Raw genomic sequence first — 16,454 nt, 5'->3', positions numbered from 1 at the left:
GGTTGCGGAGCGCATACCAGGTATGCATACTCCGTTGCCATGTCCATCCGTCACGGGCTGCTCGCCCTCCTCGAGCGCGGCCAGATGTACGGCTACCAGCTGCGTGCCGCATTCGAGGAGTCGACGGGCTCGACCTGGCCGCTGAACATCGGGCAGGTCTACACCACGCTGTCCCGGTTGGAACGGGACGGTCTGGTGCGCCCGCTGCCGGAGAGCGAGGCCGGGCAGCGCCCGTACGAGATCACCGACGCCGGCCGGGCGGACCTCGCGCTGTGGTTCGCCACCCCGATCAGCCGCAACGACCGGCCCCGCGACGAGCTGGCGATCAAACTGGCCCTGGCGCTCACCACGCCCGGAGTGGACGTCCGCTCGGTGGTGCAGGCGCAGCGCAGCGCGACGATGCGCACGCTGCAGGAGTTGACCCGGTTGAAGTACGGCAGCGACCGCCCGGAGGACCTGCCGTGGCGTCTGGTGCTGGACTCGATGGTGTTCCAGGCCGAGGCCGAGGTGCGGTGGCTGGACCACTGCGAGACCAGCCTGGTCCGGCATCAGCCCAACCGGCCGACGTCGCCCCCGCCCCGGCCGCCGGACGGCGGGACGTCCGACGGCGCGCGGTGGGCCGACGAGGAGGCGCGACGGTGAGCGGACCGGACGACGCGGTGCTGGAGCTGCGCGCCGTCCACCGCACCCATGGCGCCGGCCCGGCGGCGGTCCACGCGCTGCGCGGTGTCAGCCTGGTCGTCCGGCCGGGCGAGCTGGTCGCCGTGATGGGTCCGTCCGGCTCGGGCAAGTCGACGCTGCTGGCTCTCGCCGGTGGGCTGGACCGCCCGACCCGCGGCGACGTCCGGGTCGAGGGCCAGCTCCTCGGGGCGTTGGATCGCCGCGGGCTGGCCCAGCTGCGCCGCCGCCGCATCGGCTACATCTTCCAGCAGCTCAACCTGCTTGCCAGCCTGAGCGCGTTGGAGAACGTGGCGCTCCCGCTGGAACTCGACGGCGTCGGCGGCCGGCGGGCCCGCGCGGCGGCCCTGGCCGCGCTGACCGAGGTGGGCCTTCCGGCGCTGGGTGACCGCTTTCCGGACCAGCTCTCCGGTGGTCAGCAGCAGCGGGTGGCGATCGCCCGCGCGTTGGTCGGCGAGCGGCGGCTGGTGCTCGCCGACGAACCCACCGGCGCGCTGGACTCGCAGACCGGCGAGGCGGTGCTGCACCTGCTGCGCCGCCGGGTCGATGCGGGCGCCGCAGGCATCCTCGTCACCCACGAGGCGCGCTACGCCGGGTGGGCCGATCGGGTGGTGTTCCTGCGTGACGGCGTGCTTGTCGACACGACGGCCCCCCTGGGCAGTGTCGAGCAACTGCTGTCCGGCAGCGACCGTTGACCCTGCGCCGGACGCCGCTGGCCCGCCGCCGCGTCGACCCCCAGACGGTCGGGCCTGTGACACCGACCGCTCCCCTCGGGCGGCGGAGGTTCGCCGAACTGACCGGCTCGTGGCGGGCGGCGCTGCGGATCGCCCGGCGGGAGTCGCGCCGGGCGCGTCGGCGTACCGCCCTGGTGCTCGCGATGATCGCCCTGCCGGTGCTGGTGCTGGCCTTCCTGGCCGCCAGCTACGACATGGCCGAACTGACCCCGCAGGAGCGTGTCGACCGCCGCCTCGGCGTCGCCGACGCGGAGCTGCGGTGGATCGCCGAGACCCCTGTCGTCCAGGACGAGTGGGGCGACGGCTGGTATTCCCGGGACGACAGCCAGTCGACGTCGGGGCGCCCGACCACCGCCGCCGAGGTGACCTCGATGCTCGGCCCCGGCAGCCGGGCCACCGAGATACGCGCCGGAAACCCGGTGACAGTGCGGGGCCCGAGGGGCGACGAGACCCTCCAGGGACGGGTTCTCGACCTCGCCGACCCGCTGGCCCGGAGTCTGGTGCGCTTCCGGTCCGGGCGGGCGCCGCAGCAGCCCGGCGAGGTCGCGGTCAGTCCGGCGGCGCTGCGCCGCCTGGACGTACGCCTGGGTGAGGCCGTCGCCACCGCGGACGGGACGAGGGCGTACACGGTGGTCGGGGTGGTCGAGTTTCCCGACGACCTCGGCCCGGTGGTGGCGCTGCACCCGACGGCCGTCGGCCGGGCCGATCCGCAGACGGAGAGCCGCTGGCTGGTCGACGTGCCCGGCGTCGTCGATGCGGCCATGGTGTCGCGGCTCAACGACCGGGGGGTGGTGGTCGCGCCGCGCCACCTGCCCGCTTCGACGTCGTCCCGGGGCTGGTTCGGCTACGCCGACACCACCGACCTGAGCACCGGGGTGCTGATCGCCGGCCTGGGGTTGCTGGAGGTCGTGCTGCTGGTCGGGCCGGCGTTCGCCGTGGGGGTCCGTCGTCGGCGCCGGGACCTGGCGCTGGTCGCGGTGGCCGGCGGGGACGCGGCCCAACTGCGTCGGGTCGTGCTCGCCGACGGGGTGGTGCTGGGCGTGCTGGGCGCCGCGGCCGGGTTGCTGCTCGGTGTCGGCGCGGCGTTCGCCGGTCGTCCGCTCATGGAGCAGTACGTCTTCGGCGTCCGTTTCGGCGGGTACCGCTGCTGGCCGGCGGCCCTGATCGTGCTCGGTGGGGTCGCGGTGCTGGCCGGGGTGCTGGCCGCGCTGGCGCCGGCGTGGACGGCGGCCCGGCAGGACGTCATGGCCGGGCTCGCCGGGCGTCGTACCCCGCCCCGATCGCGGGCCCGCGCGCTGACCCTCGGGTTGGCGCTGGTGGTCGGCGGGGCGGCGCTCGCGGCGTTCGGGGCCACCCGGACGTCGCCGGCGGTGATCCTGACCGGCCTGATCCTCGGTGAGCTGGGCCTGGTCTGTTGCACACCCACGTTGATCGGCGCGCTCGCCCGGCTCGGCCGGCTGCTGCCGCTGGCGCCCCGCATCGCGCTGCGCGACGCCAGCCGCAACCGGGCCGCCGCCGCGCCGGCCATCTGCGCCGTGATGGCGGCGGTGGCCAGCAGCGTCGCGCTCGGCGGGTACCTGGCCAGCGACGGGGTCCGCGACGCCCGCGCCTACCAGCCGATGCTGCCCACCGGTCACGTCCTGATCTACCGGGAGGAGCCGGGCCGGCAGCCGGAGCCGACGGCGGCCCAGGTCGACGCCGCCGCGCGGGCGCAGTTGGGCGCCACCGCCATCGCCCCCGTACTGACGCCGCGCTGCCCCGCTGCCGACGGCCCGGCGGGCTACTGCTCCGTGGCGCCGGAGCTTCCGGCGGACCGCGCCTGCCCGTGGCAGCCCGGGGACAGCCTGTCGGCGACGCAGCGCCGCCAGGCGCGGGCCGACCCGCGCTGCCGGGACCGTGCCACGGACTACTACGGCCACTACGTCGAGACGATCGTCGACGACGGCAGCGCGCTGCCACTGCTCACCGGCGCCGACGCCGCGGCGACCTCCGCCGCGGCCAGGGTGCTGCGCGAAGGGGGCGTGGTGGTGACCGACCCGCGCTACCTGCACGACGGCCGGGTGACGGTGCAGGTGAACGAGGTGCGGGCCGGGCAGGACGAGACGACCACCACCCGCCACGACCTGCCCGGACACGCGTTGCCGCCGACTGTCGGCCAGCCCCGCCTCCTGCTCTCCGCGTCCGTCGCCCGACAACTCGGCCTGGACACGGTCCAGGCCGGCTGGGTGGTCGACACTCCGGCACCGCCCGGCCAGCGTCGCCAGGATCGGTTCGCCAACGACCTACGGGCCTTCGGGGCGTTCTCCGTTCAGGTGGAGCAGGGCGCCGCCCCGCGCAACGACTCACCACTGCTGCTGCTGCTCGCGGCGGCGGCCGGACTGATCACCGTGGGCGCGGCCGGGATCGCCACGGCGCTCGCCGCGGCGGAGGGCCGCGCCGAACTGTCCACCCTCGCCGCGGTCGGCGCGGCCCCGGCCGTACGTCGACTGCTGGCGATCTGTCAGGCCGGAGTGATCGCCGGTCTCGGTTCGGTGCTCGGCATCGTGGCCGGGCTCGGCACCGCGGCGATCGTGCTGTTCTCGGCCAACCGGGAGTACGCCACGGCCTGGCCGGTGCGGGAGCCGTACCCGTACCTGGTGCCGTGGCCGGCGCTGGGCGTGCTGGTGCTGGTTCCGGTGGTGGCGATGCTCGGCGCCGGCCTGTTCACCCGCGCCCGGCTGCCGATCGAACGTCACCTGGACTGAACCGGTCCGCGGCTGCGGCCCCGGGCGGCTGTGGGGCCGGAACCGGACCGACCGGGGGTGCCGTCGGGGCGGGGCGACCGGCAGACTGATCCGCGTGTCAGCGCTCGCAACCCTCACCCGTCGACTCGGCCACCACCGCTGGTTCGGGGCCGCCGCCCGCCTGCTGGTCCCCGCCGACCGGATCGTCGGCCGACTCACCCGGGGCCGGGTGGTCGCGCTCGGTGTGCTCCCGTCCCTCGTGATCACCACGACCGGTCGCCGCTCGGGCAAACCGCGCAGCAATCCGCTGCTCTACGTGACCGACGGCGACGCGTACGTGGTGATCGGCTCCAACTGGGGGCAGACCCACCAGCCCGGTTGGGCGATGAACCTGCTCGCCGACCCGGCCGCCGAGGTGGACGTGAAGGGTCGCCGGTTCGCGGTGCGGGCCGACCCGGCCAGCGGCGCCGAACGGGACCGCCTGTGGCAGCTGCTGGTCACCGAGTGGCCGGCGTACCGCACGTACGTCGAGCGGGCCGGGGGCCGGGAGATCCGCATCTTCCGGCTGGTGCCGACCGGGCGCGGCGCGCCGGCCGGCCCCCCGTCGGCTGGCTAGGCTGAGGCCAGTCGCCCAAGGCGGAGGTTGATCCGTGAGCGCGAGGAGTGAGCCGGGCCTGCGAGCCCCGCAGCCGCGAACAAAGGTCGATCCGTGAGCGCGAGGAGTGAGCCGGGCCTGCGAGCCCCGCAGCCGCGAACAAAGGTCGACCCGTGAGCGCGAGGAGTGAGCCGGCCGGTGTCGGTCGGGGTCTCGACGATCGACGGTGGACGGTCGCGGAGCGGGTCGCCGAGGTGATCCGGCGGCGGTTCCCGGCCGACGTGCTCGCGATCGCGGTCCACGGCCCCCTGGCGCACGGCGACGACGACGGTGGCGGGGACGGCGAGGTGGGGATGCTTGTGGTCACCTACCGGCCGGGCTCCGGGCCGCCGCCGGCGACCCGGCGGGTGGACGGGGTGCTTGTCGACCTGACCGTGGCCGCCGCCGACGACTACCTCGGGCAGGCCCGGGTGCTCTCCCCGTTGTGGCCGCTGACGGCCGACCGCTACGTAACCACCCGCTCGCTCTACGACCCGACGGGCTGGCTGCGGACGTTGCGCGACGAGCATCTCGGCCGGCTGGCCCGGGCCCGACCGGCGGAGTTCAGCACCGCGGCGCGACAGGCCTGGTACCGGGGCAGCGCGGCGCACTCCCGGGCCGCCCGGTTGGCCGAGTGGTACGAGACCGACCAGGCTCTGCTGATGCTCGGTGAGGCGCGGTTGGCCGCGGCGACCGTGACCGGCCTGCTCGGTCGCACCTACTTCCGTGATCCGGGTGACGCGGTGCGGCGGACGGGGTTGGCCGGCGCGGACATGACGGAGGTCGGCGCGGTGCTGGCACGGCAGGCAGAGGAGTTGGCGGCGCGTGGCCGCCCGGTCGACGGCACGATCGACGACCTGCTCACCGGTTGACTGGCGTCACAGCCCGCCCTGCACTCCGATCAGCGAGCCGACCAGGTAGGTGGCGCCGGCAGCGGCGGCGCCCAGCAGTAGTTGGCGCAGGCCGCTTGTCCACCAGGGTCGGTTGGTGAACCGGGCCACCACGGCGCCGGCGGCGAACAGGCCGAGCCCGCCGACGACGAGTGCCGGCCAGAGCGCGGTGGCGCCCAGCAGGTACGGCAGCAGCGGGATCAGCGCGCCCACCGAGAAGAACAGGAACGAGGAGATCGCCGCGGACCAGGGACTCGGCTGGTCGTCGGGGTCGACGCCCAACTCCTCGCGGACGTGCACCCGCAGCGCCTCCTCCGGGTCCCGTCGTACCGCCTCGGCGACCTGGGTGGCGAGGTCGCGGGGCAGGCCGCGGGCCACCCAGGCGTCGGCCAGCTCGCGGGCCTCCGCCTCGGGGTGCCGTTCCAGCTCGCGTCGTTCCTTGGCGACCTCGGCGGCGACCTGTTCGTTGGCCGAGCGCACGCTCGTGTACTCGCCGAGCCCCATCGAGATCGCACCGGCGACCAGGCCTGCGGACCCGGTCAGCACGATGCTGTGCGGTGAGACGCCACCACCGCCGACGCCGGCGATGAGGGCGATGTTGGTGACCAGCCCGTCCATCGCGCCGAAGACGGCCGGGCGCAGCCAGCCGCCGGTGACGTCCGCATGGTGTGCCTCGCGCAGTGCCGCGGGGGTGTCGGTCACGGCAGGGTCAGGATCTCGTGGCCGTCGTCGGTGACGACGATCGTGTGCTCGAACTGGGCGGTCCACCTGCGGTCCTTGGTGACCACTGTCCACCCGTCGTCCCACATGTCGTACTGGTAGGTGCCGAGGGTGATCATCGGCTCGATGGTGAAGGTCATCCCCGGCTCCATGATGTCGGTGGGGCGGGGGCTGTCGTAGTGCGGCACGTAGAGCCCGCTGTGGAAGGTCTCGCCGATCCCGTGGCCGGTGAAGTCACGGACCACGCCGTAGCCGAACCGCTTGGCGTACGACTCGATGACCCGGCCCACCACGTTGATCTGGCGGCCCGGGGCGACCGCGCGGATGCCGCGCATCATCGCCTCGTGGGTCCGTTCGACGAGCAGCCGGGCCTCCTCGCTTACCTCACCGACGCAGAAGGTGGCGTCGGTGTCACCGTGCACCCCACCGATGTACGCGGTCACGTCGACGTTGATGATGTCGCCGTCGGTCAGGACCGTGGTGTCCGGGATGCCGTGACAGATGACCTCGTTGACGCTTGTGCAGCAGGACTTGGGGTAGCCGCGGTAGCCGAGCGTCGACGGGTACGCGTCGTGGTCGCAGAGGAACTCGTGCACCAGTCGGTCGATCTCGTCGGTGGTCACGCCGGGCTTGCAGTGCTCACCGGCGAGCTGGGTCGCCTGGGCGGCGAGCCGGCTGGCGACGCGCATCTTCTCGATGGTCTCCGGCGTCTGCACGTGCGAGCCGCGCCACTGCTGCGGGCTCTTCTTACCCACGTACTCCGGGCGGGGAATGTGGGCGGGCACCTGTCGCATCGGGGAGAGCGTGCCTGGGGTCAGCGGCGGGCGGACGGTCATGCCGCAAGCCTATCGCCGGGGCGGTGGTGACTCGTGCCACGGCCGGTCGGGGCCGGTTGTTGCCCTGCCAGGTCGGCTGTGCCATGGTGTCTGCGTGGATCAAGGGGGAGCACCACCCGTCTTCTCCGCCAGCGCGGAGATCGACGGCGAGCACCTCCACGTGGTGGTGACCGGCGAGGTCGACATGGCGACCGCCGACACGATGCTCCAGACCGCCCTGCGCGAGCCCGCCCGTCGGATCACCCTCGACCTGCGGGCGGTGACCTTCTTCGACTCGGCGGCCATCCACGCCCTGGTCCGGCTCGCCCAGGGGTTCTCCGGCACGCTCACCGTGCTGCCGTCCCGGCAGGTCCGTCGGGTGTTGGAGATCTCCGGCCTGGGCGACCAGAGCTGGCTCGACCCGGTCTGAGACCGCCCCCGCCGCCGACGCCCGCCGCCGGCCCCCGACCACCGTCCGCCGGGCGCGGGTCAGCCCCGCAACTGCCGGCGCAGCGTCACCTCGGTGCCCTCAGCGGTACGCCGCACCATCAGGTCACCCAGCGCCTTGATCAGCGACAGGCCGCGCCCCCGGAACCCGGAGCCGGTCGACTCCCGCCACTGCCCGGTGTCGCGGACGGTGGCGATCACCGTCCGGTCCTCGATGGCCACCTCGACGCTGATGACCGCCTCGGCGGGTTGGACGGGGTGCTCGATGGCGTTCGCGGCGGCCTCCGAGACCGCCACGGTCAGGTCGAACAGGTCTGTCTCGCCGACGTCGTGCGCCACGAGGAAGTCCTCCAGGCGCTTGCGCAGCACGCTCAACCGGGTCGGGTCCGCCGGCAGGCGCAGCGCGAACCGGTTCAGCTCGGCCGCCTCCAGGGCGAGCACCGCCACGTCGTCGCGGCGCGGTCGCCCGGTGACCCGCTCGACCACCGTGTCGATCAGATCGGCCACGTGCTCGCCGGGGGTCGCGGCGTCGGCCTGCAGCTGCGCCAGCGCGGCGTCGATGCCGAGCTGACGGTCCTCGATCAGCCCGTCGGTGTAGAGCAGCAGCCGGCTGCCCGCGGTCAGCTCACCCTCGACCGTCCGGTACGTCGCGTCGGGGATGGCGCCGACCGGCGGGCCGAGCGCGCGGTCGTGCAGGAACGCCACGTCGTCTCCTCGGATCAGCAGGGGGGACGGGTGCCCGGCGCTGGCGTAGCGCAGCCGACCGGTGCGGGGGCTGAACTGCAGGCAGACCACAGTCGCGAACGAGCGCCCCTCGGTGGAGCCGACCAGCCGGTTGAGGCGGCTCAGCGACTCACCCGGGTCGAAACCCTCCAACAGGTACGCCCGCAACGCGTTTCGCAGCTGTCCCATCGCCGCCGCGGCCTGGACGCCCTTGCCGACCACGTCGCCGATCACCAGCACCAGGTCGTCGTCCTCGAGCGCGAGCGCGTCGTACCAGTCACCGCCGACCTCGACGTCGGCGCTGCCCGGCAGGTAGCGGCTCGCCACGACCGCGCCCGGCAGCTGGGGCAGCGACCTCGGCAGCAGGCTGTGCTGCAACGTGGTGGCGATGCGGTGTTCGGCCTCGTAGAGCTGGGCGTTCTCCAGCCGGACCCCGACCAGGCGGGCGAGCTGGGTGAGCGCGGCCTCGTCGGCCTGCGCGTCGTCGCCTGCGGCCCGCCAGACCTGCAGCTCGCCGAGCTGCTCGCGGGTGGTGCCGGTCAGCGCGGCCACGAAGGACGGGTCGGTGGCGGCGACGCCGCCGCCGTCGGCCTCGGAGCGGGCGCCGGCCGCGGTGACCACGACCCGGACGGCCTCGGCGAGGCTGAGCGCGTGCCGGGCGGCGACCTGCAGCACGTCGGCTGTGGAACGGGCGGTGTTGACCGCCACGGCCGCGTCGGCCAGCGCCCGAAGCCGACGGATGATCTGCCCGCGCAGCTGGCCCAGCTCGACGTTGGCCCGGACCCGGGCGATCAGCTCCTGCCCGGAGAACGGCTTGGTGAGGTAGTCGTCCGCGCCGACGGAGAGGCCGGCGACGGCCTCCGCGGAACCGGCGCGGGCGGAGAGCAGCACGATCGGCACGTCGCGGGTGCGGGGGTCCGTGCGGAGCGCGCCGACCAGGCCGAACCCGTCCAGCCGGGGCATCATCACGTCGGTGAGCACCAGGTCGAACTCGCCCTCGCGGGCCAGCGTCAGGGCCGCCAGGCCGTCGCTCGCGGTGACCACCTCCCAGGTCGGGGAGAGCAACCGGGTGACGTGCTCGCGCAGGTCGACGTTGTCGTCGACGACCAGGATCCGGCCGGCCGGGGTGCCGTCGGTCGGCTGGCGGTCGGCCTGGCCGGGCGTGTCCTCGTCGGCCCACAGGGCGGTCTCGGCGACGAACAGCCGGGCCTGCTCGGGCTCGCCCGTGGGCAGGGGGGCGAACGCGGCCACCCGGTCGGCGGGCAGGTGCGCCGATCCGAACGGGACGGTAACCGTGAAGGTGCTGCCCTCGTCGATCTGGCTTGTCACACCGACGTCGCCGCCGTGCATCTCGACCAGTTCCCGGACCAGCGCGAGCCCGATCCCGGTGCCCTCGTGCGTACGGGCGCGCACGCCGGGCACCCGGTGGAAACGTTCGAAGACGTGCGGCAACTCCGTCGGCACGATGCCCACGCCGGTGTCGACGACCTCAAGCCGGGCGACGCCGTCGCCGGCCCGGATCCGCACCCGGATCTCACCGTCGAAGGTGAACTTCACCGCGTTCGACACCAGGTTGAGGACGATCTTCTCCCACATGTCCCGGTCGACGAAGACCGGCGCCGCCAGCGGCGGACAGTCCACCACCAGTCGCAGCCCGGCACGCTCGGTGGCCGAGCGGAAGGTGCTGGCCAGCCGGGCGGTGTAGCCGGCCAGGTCGGTGGGCTGGTAGCGGGCGGCCAGCCGACCGGACTCCAGCCGGGAGAAGTCGAGCACGGTGTTGACCAGCTTGAGCAGGCGCAACGCGTTGCGATGCATCACGACGAGCCGGTCGGTGTAGGCGGCGGGCAGCTCCGGGTCGGCCAGCATGTCCTCCAGTGGGCCGAGCACCAGGGTCAACGGCGTACGGAACTCGTGGCTGACGTTGGCGAAGAAGTTGGTCTTCGCCCGGTCCAGTGCGGCCAGCTCGGCGGCCCGGGCGCGCTCCTGCTCGTACGCCCGCTGGGTGCCCACCGCGCGGGAGATCTGCGCGGCCACCAGGTCCAGGAAATCCCGGTACTCGTCGCCGAGCGGCAGCAGACGGGCCACGCCGACGACGAGCGCGCCGACCGTCTCGTTGGCCGCCGTGACGGGCAGCACGAGCGCCACGTCGGCGGCGTCTGCCGGTGGCTGGGCGAGCAGGCGGCTCACCTCGATGGTGGCGGGCGAGCCCTCCGCGACCAGCTCGGCGACCGCGTCGGGCGGAACACCGACGGCGGCCGGGTCGACGCCGCTGGCGGCGGTCAGGGTGAACCGGCCGGTTGCGTCGGCCAGGTAGACAAGCGCGAACGGCACGTCGGCGGAGTGCCGGGCGAGCACGTCGGCGGCGGTCCGGCCCAGCTCGCCGGGGCTGCTCACGTCGGCCAGCTCGGCGCCCAGCTCCGCCAACGCCCGCAGCCGGCGCTCGCCGACCACCCGCCCGGTGGTCTCGTTGACGATGCAGTAGACGCCGCTGACCGAGCCGTCGGCGCCCCGGATCGGGTCGTACGAGACGTCGAAGTAGGTCTGCTCGACGAAACCGGAGCGGTCCAGCAGGAAGGGGTGGTCCTCGCCCCGGTAGGAGAGCCCGGTGCGCCGTACCCCGTCGAGCAGCGGGCCGAGGACGTCCCAGGTCTCGGCCCAGTGGCGCCGGGCCGGTTGGCCCAGCACCTGCGGGTGCTTGCTGCCGATGGTCGGCCGGTAGGCGTCGTTGTAGAAGGCGAGCTGGTCGTCGCCCCAGAACATGACGATCTGCGAGCTGGAGGAGAGCATCATGCTTATCGCGCTGGAGAGCGCCGCCGGCCAGCCGGACGGCCCGCCCAGCGGCGCGGTGGACCAGTCGAAGGCGCGGAGCCGCTCGCCCAGCTCACCGCCGCCCGCGAAGGCGGCGGCCAGGTGTGGGGGGACCTCGTGGACGTACGCGTTGGGATGCCCCGCGTCCGCGCCCCCCTGGGCCGAGCTCATGCAGCCTCCCCGCTTCGGCCGTACCCCGCAGCCGTTGATCTTCACGCGCCGTGCTCCGACTTGTACCCCGGCGGACCAGCAACGTAACGCATGACGCCCCGTGGACGCTGGTTACCTGTGCCGCACCGGTCGCGGACCCGACAAGGCGGGGATGGACGCAGGCCCGGGCAGCCGCCGGGGAGCGCCCTGACCTGTCAGAAGACCGGCAGTCCGTCGATGCTCGCGGCGTTCTTGGTGGCGCGATAGGTCACCAGGTCATCGGCCGTACGGCGGGAGTGTGAGGTAAGCAATAGGTCACGCTCCGCGCGGTAGTCCATCAGCGGCACCGCATAACCGCAGGAGTCGCTGACCCGTTCGACCTCGACCGTGATCACGGCCCGGACGGCGTGCACGTCCGGCGGCGCGGGAAACTCGGCGAGCCGATCCGCGTAGCCCGCCTCGGTCACCGCGACGCTGCTGCCCCTGCCGTGCAGGCGCACGATCTTCGGCGGCCCGTCGAACGCGCAGAACATCAGCGTGATGCGACCGTTGTCGCGCAGGTGGGCGATGGTCTCCGCGCCGCTGCCGTGGTAATCCAGGTAGGCCACCCGGTGCGGGCCGAGGATCACGAAGGTGCCCGTCATGCCCTTCGGCGACACGTTGACGTGCCCCTCGGAACCGGACGGCGCGGTGGCCACGAAGAAGACCGGCTGGGCCGCGATGAACTCCCGCAGACGACCGTCGATCTCCGGATAGACCTTGCCCATGTGGTGATCCTCCCACCGCACCCGCCGTCCGACGGGGGCGAGCTGCGTCACACCGCCGGCGGCCCCGCCGCGCGTACGCCCTCGGCACCCACCGGCGGGCCGGACGCTCGCCGGCGGGCGGCCCGGACCAGCGCCGGAATCGGGCGCGGGTCCGGCTCGTTCTCCGGATGCCACTGCACCCCGAGCACGAACGGACGACCCGGGTCCTCGACCGCCTCGATCACGCCATCCGCCGCCCAGCCGCTCACCGCGAGCCGCCCCGGGGTGGCGACCGCCTGATGGTGGTACGAGTTGACGTGGGCCACGCCGGCCAGCGTCCTCGCCGCCAGGCTCCCCGGCGCGAACCGCACCGGATGGGTGCCGTAGACCCCCGGGGCCGGACGGTGCGCCTCCGTTCCGACGACGTCGGGCAGGTGCTGGTGCAGGGTGCCCCCGTACGCCACCGCGAGCAGCTGCATTCCCCGGCAGACACCCAGCACGGGCAGGTCGACGGCGAGCGCGGCCGTCAACAGGGTCAGCTCACCGGCGTCCCGGTCCGGCCGGTCCTCGGTCCGCGGGTGCGGCTGCTGGCCGTAGCGCCCCGGACCGACGTCGGCGCCCCCGGCCAGCAGGAGCCCGTCGAGGACCGCCAGCACGTCACCGTCGGAGTCGTCCGGGGGCAGCACCACCGCCCGGCCACCGGCGGCGGTCACCGCCCGCACGTACGCCTCGGGCACCAGCACCGCCCGCACGCCACGCCAGACGGCCCAGTCGGCGGGCTCGACGTACGCGCTGATCCCGATCAACGGCCGTGTCATAGAGGCGTGACGTACGCGCCGGTGATGCCCCCGTCGACCACGAACTGCGCGGCGGTCATGAAGGAGGCGTCGTCGCTGGCCAGGAACGCCACCGCGGCGGCGATCTCCTCCGGCTGCCCGAAGCGGCCCATCGGCACGTGCACCAGCCGCCGGGCGGCCCGCTCCGGGTCGGCGGCGAACAGCTCCAGCAGCAGCGGGGTGGCCACCGGGCCGGGGCAGAGCGCGTTGACCCGGATGCCCTCGCGGGCGAACTGCACGCCCAGCTCCCGGGTCATCGCCAGCACACCGCCCTTGCTCGCGGTGTACGCGATCTGCGACGTCGCCGCGCCCATCAGCGCCACGAACGAGGCGGTGTTGATGATCGACCCCTTGCCCTGCCGGCGCATGTGCGGGATCGCGTACTTGCAGCACAGGTAGACGCTCGTGGTGTTGACCCGCAGCACCCGCTCCCAGGCGTCCAGGCCGGTGTCCAGGATGGAGTCGTCGTCCGGTGGGGAGATGCCGGCGTTGTTGAAGGCGACGTCCACCCGGCCGTGCCGCTCGGCGACCCCGTCGAACAGGTCGCGGACGGCCGACTCGTCGGCCACGTCGGTGGCCACGAACTCGCCGCCGCACTCCTGCGCGGCCTTCGTGCCGGCCTGCGCGTCGATGTCCACGCAGACCACCCGGGCCCCCTCGGCGGCGAACCGCCGGACGGTGGCCAACCCGATCCCGCTGCCCGCTCCGGTGACCACTGCCACCCGGTCCTGCAACCGACCCTGCACTGGCGTCACTCCTCTGTCGCGATGAACACGTTCTTGACGTCGGTGAAGGAGTGCAGCGCGTCCGGGCCCAGCTCGCGGCCGAGTCCGGAACGCTTCATCCCCCCGAACGGGGTCCAGTAGCGCACCGAGGAGTGCGAGTTGACGCTGAGGTTGCCCGCGTCAACGGCGCGGGCCATCCGCAGCGCGCGGCCGACGTCGCGGGTCCAGATCGAGCCGGAGAGGCCGTACTCGGTGTCGTTGGCGAGCCGGACCGCGTCGGCCTCGTCGTCGAACGGCAGCACCGACACCACCGGGCCGAAGATCTCCTCCCGCCAGTGCCGGTCCGCCGGCGAGTCGGCCAGCAGCACGGTCGGGGCGTGCCAGAAGCCGGGACCGTCGGGGCACGAGCCGGTGAACGCGATGCTCGCCCCGGTCAGGTAGCCGGCGACCCGGTCCCGCTGGGCCGCCGAGATCAGCGGACCCATCTCTGCGGTGTCCCGGGACGGGTCCTCGACCCGCACCGCGCGGACCGCCGGTTCGAGCAGTTCCAGGAACCTGTCGTACACCTGGCGTTGGACCAGGATCCGCGACCGTGCGCAGCAGTCCTGGCCGGCGTTGTCGAAGACCGCGCCGGGCGCGGTAGCGGCGGCGCGTTCCAGGTCGGCGTCGGCGAACACGATGTTGGCGCTCTTGCCGCCCAGCTCCAGGGTGAGGCGCTTCACCTGGGCGGCGCACCCGGCCGCGATGCGCGTGCCGACCTCGGTGGAGCCGGTGAAGCAGATCTTGCGGACCGCCGGGTGGCTGACGAACCGCTCCCCCACCACCGCTCCCTCGCCCGGGAGCACTGTGAACACACCGTCGGGCAGACCGGCGTCGCGGGCCAGTTCGGCCAGGCGCAGCGCGGTGAGCGGGGTCAGCTCGGCGGGCTTGAGCACCACCGTGTTGCCGGCGGCGAGGGCCGGGGCGAACCCCCAGGCGGCGATCGGCATCGGGAAGTTCCACGGCACGATCACACCGACCACGCCGAGCGGCTCGTGGAAGGTGACGTCCAGGCCGCCGGGCACGGGGATCTGCCGGCCGGTCAACCGCTCCGGCGCACCGGCGTAGTAGTCCAGCACGTCGCGGACGTTGCCGGCCTCCCAGCGGGCGTTGCCGATGGTGTGCCCGGAGTTGCGCACCTCCAACAGGGCCAACTCGTCGAGGTGCGCGTCGACGACGGCGGCGAACCGCCGCAGCAGCCGGGCCCGGTCCCCCGGCGCGAAGGCCCGCCACGTCTCGAACGCCGAGGCGGCCCGGGAGATCGCCGCGTCCACCTCCGCCACCGAGGCCCCGGGGACCTCCCGGAACGCCTCCCCGGACGCCGGGTCCACCACGAGAGTCACGCGCGCCACCCCAGCCCGTCAGAGGCGTTCGAAGCCACGGGTCAGCTCCCAGTCCGTCACCGCGGCGTCGAACGCCGCCAACTCCACCCTCGCCTGGTTGGCGTAGTGGGCCACCACCTCGTCGCCGAACGCCTCCCGGGCCACCGCCGAGCCCTCCCAGAGGGTCAGGGCGTCCCGCAGGGTGCCGGGGACGCGCTCGGCCTCCGGGTCGTCGTACGCGTTGCCGCTGCACTCCGCGCCCAGCTCCAACTCCCGCTCGATGCCGTGCAGCGCGCCGGCGACCAGCCCGGCGATCGCCAGGTACGGGTTGACGTCGGCGCCGGGCACCCGGTTCTCCACGCGCATGCCCTGCCCGTGGCCCACCACCCGCAGGGCGCAGGTGCGGTTGTCGACACCCCAGCGCAGCGCCGTCGGGGCGAACGACCCCGGCTGGTAGCGCTTGTAGGAGTTGATGTTCGGGGCGAAGAGCAGGCTGAACTCGCGCATGGTGGCCAGCAGCCCGGCGAGCACCCGCTGCCCGGTCTCCGACAGGTGCGCCGGCCCGTCGCCGAGCATCGCCGAGGCGCCCGTGCGGTCGCGCAGCGAGAAGTGGATGTGGCAGGAGTTGCCCTCCCGCTCGTTCGGCTTGGCCATGAAGGTGATCGCCATGCCCTCCTGGGCGGCGATCTCCTTGGCCCCGTTCTTGTAGATCACGTGGTGGTCGGCGCAGGCCACCGCCTCGTCGTAGCGGAAGGCGATCTCGTGCTGGCCGAGGTTGCACTCACCCTTGGCGCTCTCCGGGGTGAGCCCCGCCCCGGCCATCTCGGTGCGGATCCGACGCAGCAGCGGCTCCACCCGGGCGGTGCCAAGCAGCGAATAGTCCACGTTGTACTGGTTCGCGGGGGTCAGGTCGCGGTAGCCGCGCCGCCAGGCGTCCTCGTACGAGTCGCGGAACAGCACGAACTCCAGCTCGGTGCCCGCGTACGCGGTCAGCCCGTGCTCGGCCAGCCGATCGAGTTGCCGGCGCAGGATCTGCCGGGGCGAGGCGACCACGTCACCGGAGCCGTCCAGCCAGGCCAGGTCGGCCAACAGCAGGGCCGAGCCGGGCTGCCAGGGCACCCGGCGCAGGGTGGCGAAGTCCGGGACCATCGCGAAGTCGCCGTAGCCGCGCTCCCAGCTCGACATCGCGTACCCGTCGACGGTGTTCATGTCGACGTCCACCGCGAGCAGGTAGTTGCAGCCCTCGCTGCCGTTGGCCACCACCTGGTCGAGGAAGAACGGCGCGTGGAACCGTTTGCCCTGCAGGCGACCCTGCATGTCGACGAGGGCCAGCACGACGGTGTCGATCTCGCCGTCGTTGATGGCGACCCGCAGTTGTTCCAGCGTGAGCGGAGCTTTCGTCATTCGCGGGCCTCCATCACCAAGGTCTACTGGCAAACCGGATCACCGTCAATGCCCCCGTTG

General features: G+C 73.6%; 14 protein-coding genes. 6 read left to right on the top strand and 8 right to left on the bottom strand.

The window, feature by feature from the left end:
• Positions 1 to 39 precede the first annotated feature (39 nt).
• The 5 genes from MILUP08_RS08580 to MILUP08_RS08560 all read left to right on the top strand — a co-directional run bounded on the left by MILUP08_RS08580 (position 40) and on the right by MILUP08_RS08560 (position 5,641).
• Entirely contained in the window at positions 40 to 642 is a 603-nt protein-coding gene (locus tag MILUP08_RS08580) for a PadR family transcriptional regulator (RefSeq protein WP_007456670.1), read from the top strand.
• Positions 639 to 1,373, top strand: coding sequence for an ABC transporter ATP-binding protein (locus MILUP08_RS08575; RefSeq protein WP_007456668.1), 735 nt, complete (start codon positions 639 to 641; stop codon positions 1,371 to 1,373). Before MILUP08_RS08580 ends, MILUP08_RS08575 begins: the two co-directional genes overlap by 4 nt.
• Positions 1,374 to 1,429: 56 nt before the next feature.
• Complete coding sequence (locus MILUP08_RS08570) at positions 1,430 to 4,156, top strand: FtsX-like permease family protein (RefSeq protein ID WP_039905653.1); 2,727 nt, start codon at positions 1,430 to 1,432, stop codon at positions 4,154 to 4,156.
• A gap of 94 nt (positions 4,157 to 4,250) precedes the next feature.
• Entirely contained in the window at positions 4,251 to 4,751 is a 501-nt protein-coding gene (locus MILUP08_RS08565) for a nitroreductase/quinone reductase family protein (RefSeq protein WP_007456664.1), read from the top strand.
• Positions 4,752 to 4,903: 152 nt separating this feature from the next.
• Complete coding sequence (locus MILUP08_RS08560; protein WP_007456662.1) at positions 4,904 to 5,641, top strand: hypothetical protein; 738 nt, start codon at positions 4,904 to 4,906, stop codon at positions 5,639 to 5,641.
• Positions 5,642 to 5,647: 6 nt separating this feature from the next.
• On the opposite strand, the gene MILUP08_RS08555 is transcribed toward MILUP08_RS08560, so the two are convergent.
• Both MILUP08_RS08555 and map read right to left on the bottom strand, forming a co-directional pair.
• Positions 5,648 to 6,361, bottom strand: a complete 714-nt coding sequence (locus tag MILUP08_RS08555; protein ID WP_007456660.1) for a VIT1/CCC1 transporter family protein — start codon at positions 6,359 to 6,361, stop codon at positions 5,648 to 5,650.
• Positions 6,358 to 7,215 carry a type I methionyl aminopeptidase gene (gene map / locus MILUP08_RS08550; protein WP_007456658.1) on the bottom strand — a complete coding sequence of 286 codons (858 nt, stop codon included), beginning with the start codon at positions 7,213 to 7,215 and terminating at the stop codon, positions 6,358 to 6,360. Before map ends, MILUP08_RS08555 begins: the two co-directional genes overlap by 4 nt.
• Positions 7,216 to 7,309: 94 nt before the next feature.
• On the opposite strand from map, the gene MILUP08_RS08545 reads away from it, so the two are divergent.
• Positions 7,310 to 7,624 carry an STAS domain-containing protein gene (locus tag MILUP08_RS08545; RefSeq protein WP_007456656.1) on the top strand — a complete coding sequence of 105 codons (315 nt, stop codon included), beginning with the start codon at positions 7,310 to 7,312 and terminating at the stop codon, positions 7,622 to 7,624.
• 59 nt (positions 7,625 to 7,683) lie between these two features.
• Here MILUP08_RS08545 and MILUP08_RS08540 read toward each other — a convergent pair whose 3' ends face one another.
• From MILUP08_RS08540 to MILUP08_RS08515, 6 genes are all read right to left on the bottom strand, one after another.
• A complete protein-coding gene (locus MILUP08_RS08540; RefSeq protein WP_007456651.1) occupies positions 7,684 to 11,343 on the bottom strand; it encodes a SpoIIE family protein phosphatase in 3,660 nt (1,219 codons plus the stop codon).
• A gap of 194 nt (positions 11,344 to 11,537) precedes the next feature.
• On the bottom strand, positions 11,538 to 12,089 hold the full coding sequence (locus tag MILUP08_RS08535; protein ID WP_007456649.1) for a pyridoxamine 5'-phosphate oxidase family protein: 552 nt from the start codon (positions 12,087 to 12,089) through the stop codon (positions 11,538 to 11,540).
• Positions 12,090 to 12,136: 47 nt separating this feature from the next.
• Positions 12,137 to 12,886: a gamma-glutamyl-gamma-aminobutyrate hydrolase family protein gene (locus MILUP08_RS08530; RefSeq protein WP_007456647.1), complete on the bottom strand. Its 750-nt coding sequence runs from the start codon at positions 12,884 to 12,886 to the stop codon at positions 12,137 to 12,139.
• Positions 12,883 to 13,650 carry a 3-oxoacyl-ACP reductase gene (locus MILUP08_RS08525; RefSeq protein ID WP_007456645.1) on the bottom strand — a complete coding sequence of 256 codons (768 nt, stop codon included), beginning with the start codon at positions 13,648 to 13,650 and terminating at the stop codon, positions 12,883 to 12,885. Before MILUP08_RS08525 ends, MILUP08_RS08530 begins: the two co-directional genes overlap by 4 nt.
• Positions 13,651 to 13,655: 5 nt before the next feature.
• A complete protein-coding gene (locus MILUP08_RS08520) occupies positions 13,656 to 15,011 on the bottom strand; it encodes an aldehyde dehydrogenase family protein (RefSeq protein ID WP_007456643.1) in 1,356 nt (451 codons plus the stop codon).
• A gap of 18 nt (positions 15,012 to 15,029) precedes the next feature.
• Entirely contained in the window at positions 15,030 to 16,394 is a 1,365-nt protein-coding gene (locus MILUP08_RS08515; RefSeq protein ID WP_007456641.1) for a glutamine synthetase family protein, read from the bottom strand.
• Positions 16,395 to 16,454 lie beyond the last annotated feature (60 nt).

It is taken from the genome of Micromonospora lupini str. Lupac 08 (assembly GCF_000297395.2).
In the GTDB taxonomy this organism is placed as follows: Bacteria; Actinomycetota; Actinomycetes; order Mycobacteriales; family Micromonosporaceae; genus Micromonospora; species Micromonospora lupini.
This window is presented reverse-complemented; position numbering and strand designations above follow the sequence as displayed.

Excerpts from the sequence above, each read along its gene's own strand:
- MILUP08_RS08515 (WP_007456641.1), bottom strand. The coding sequence starts at position 16,394 with ATGACGAAAGCTCCGCTCACGCTGGAACAACTGCGGGTCGCCATCAAC.
- MILUP08_RS08540 (WP_007456651.1), bottom strand. The coding sequence starts at position 11,343 with ATGAGCTCGGCCCAGGGGGGCGCGGACGCGGGGCATCCCAACGCGTAC.
- MILUP08_RS08535 (WP_007456649.1), bottom strand. The coding sequence starts at position 12,089 with ATGGGCAAGGTCTATCCGGAGATCGACGGTCGTCTGCGGGAGTTCATC.
- MILUP08_RS08530 (WP_007456647.1), bottom strand. The coding sequence starts at position 12,886 with ATGACACGGCCGTTGATCGGGATCAGCGCGTACGTCGAGCCCGCCGAC.
- MILUP08_RS08580 (WP_007456670.1), top strand. The coding sequence starts at position 40 with ATGTCCATCCGTCACGGGCTGCTCGCCCTCCTCGAGCGCGGCCAGATG.
- map (WP_007456658.1), bottom strand. The coding sequence starts at position 7,215 with ATGACCGTCCGCCCGCCGCTGACCCCAGGCACGCTCTCCCCGATGCGA.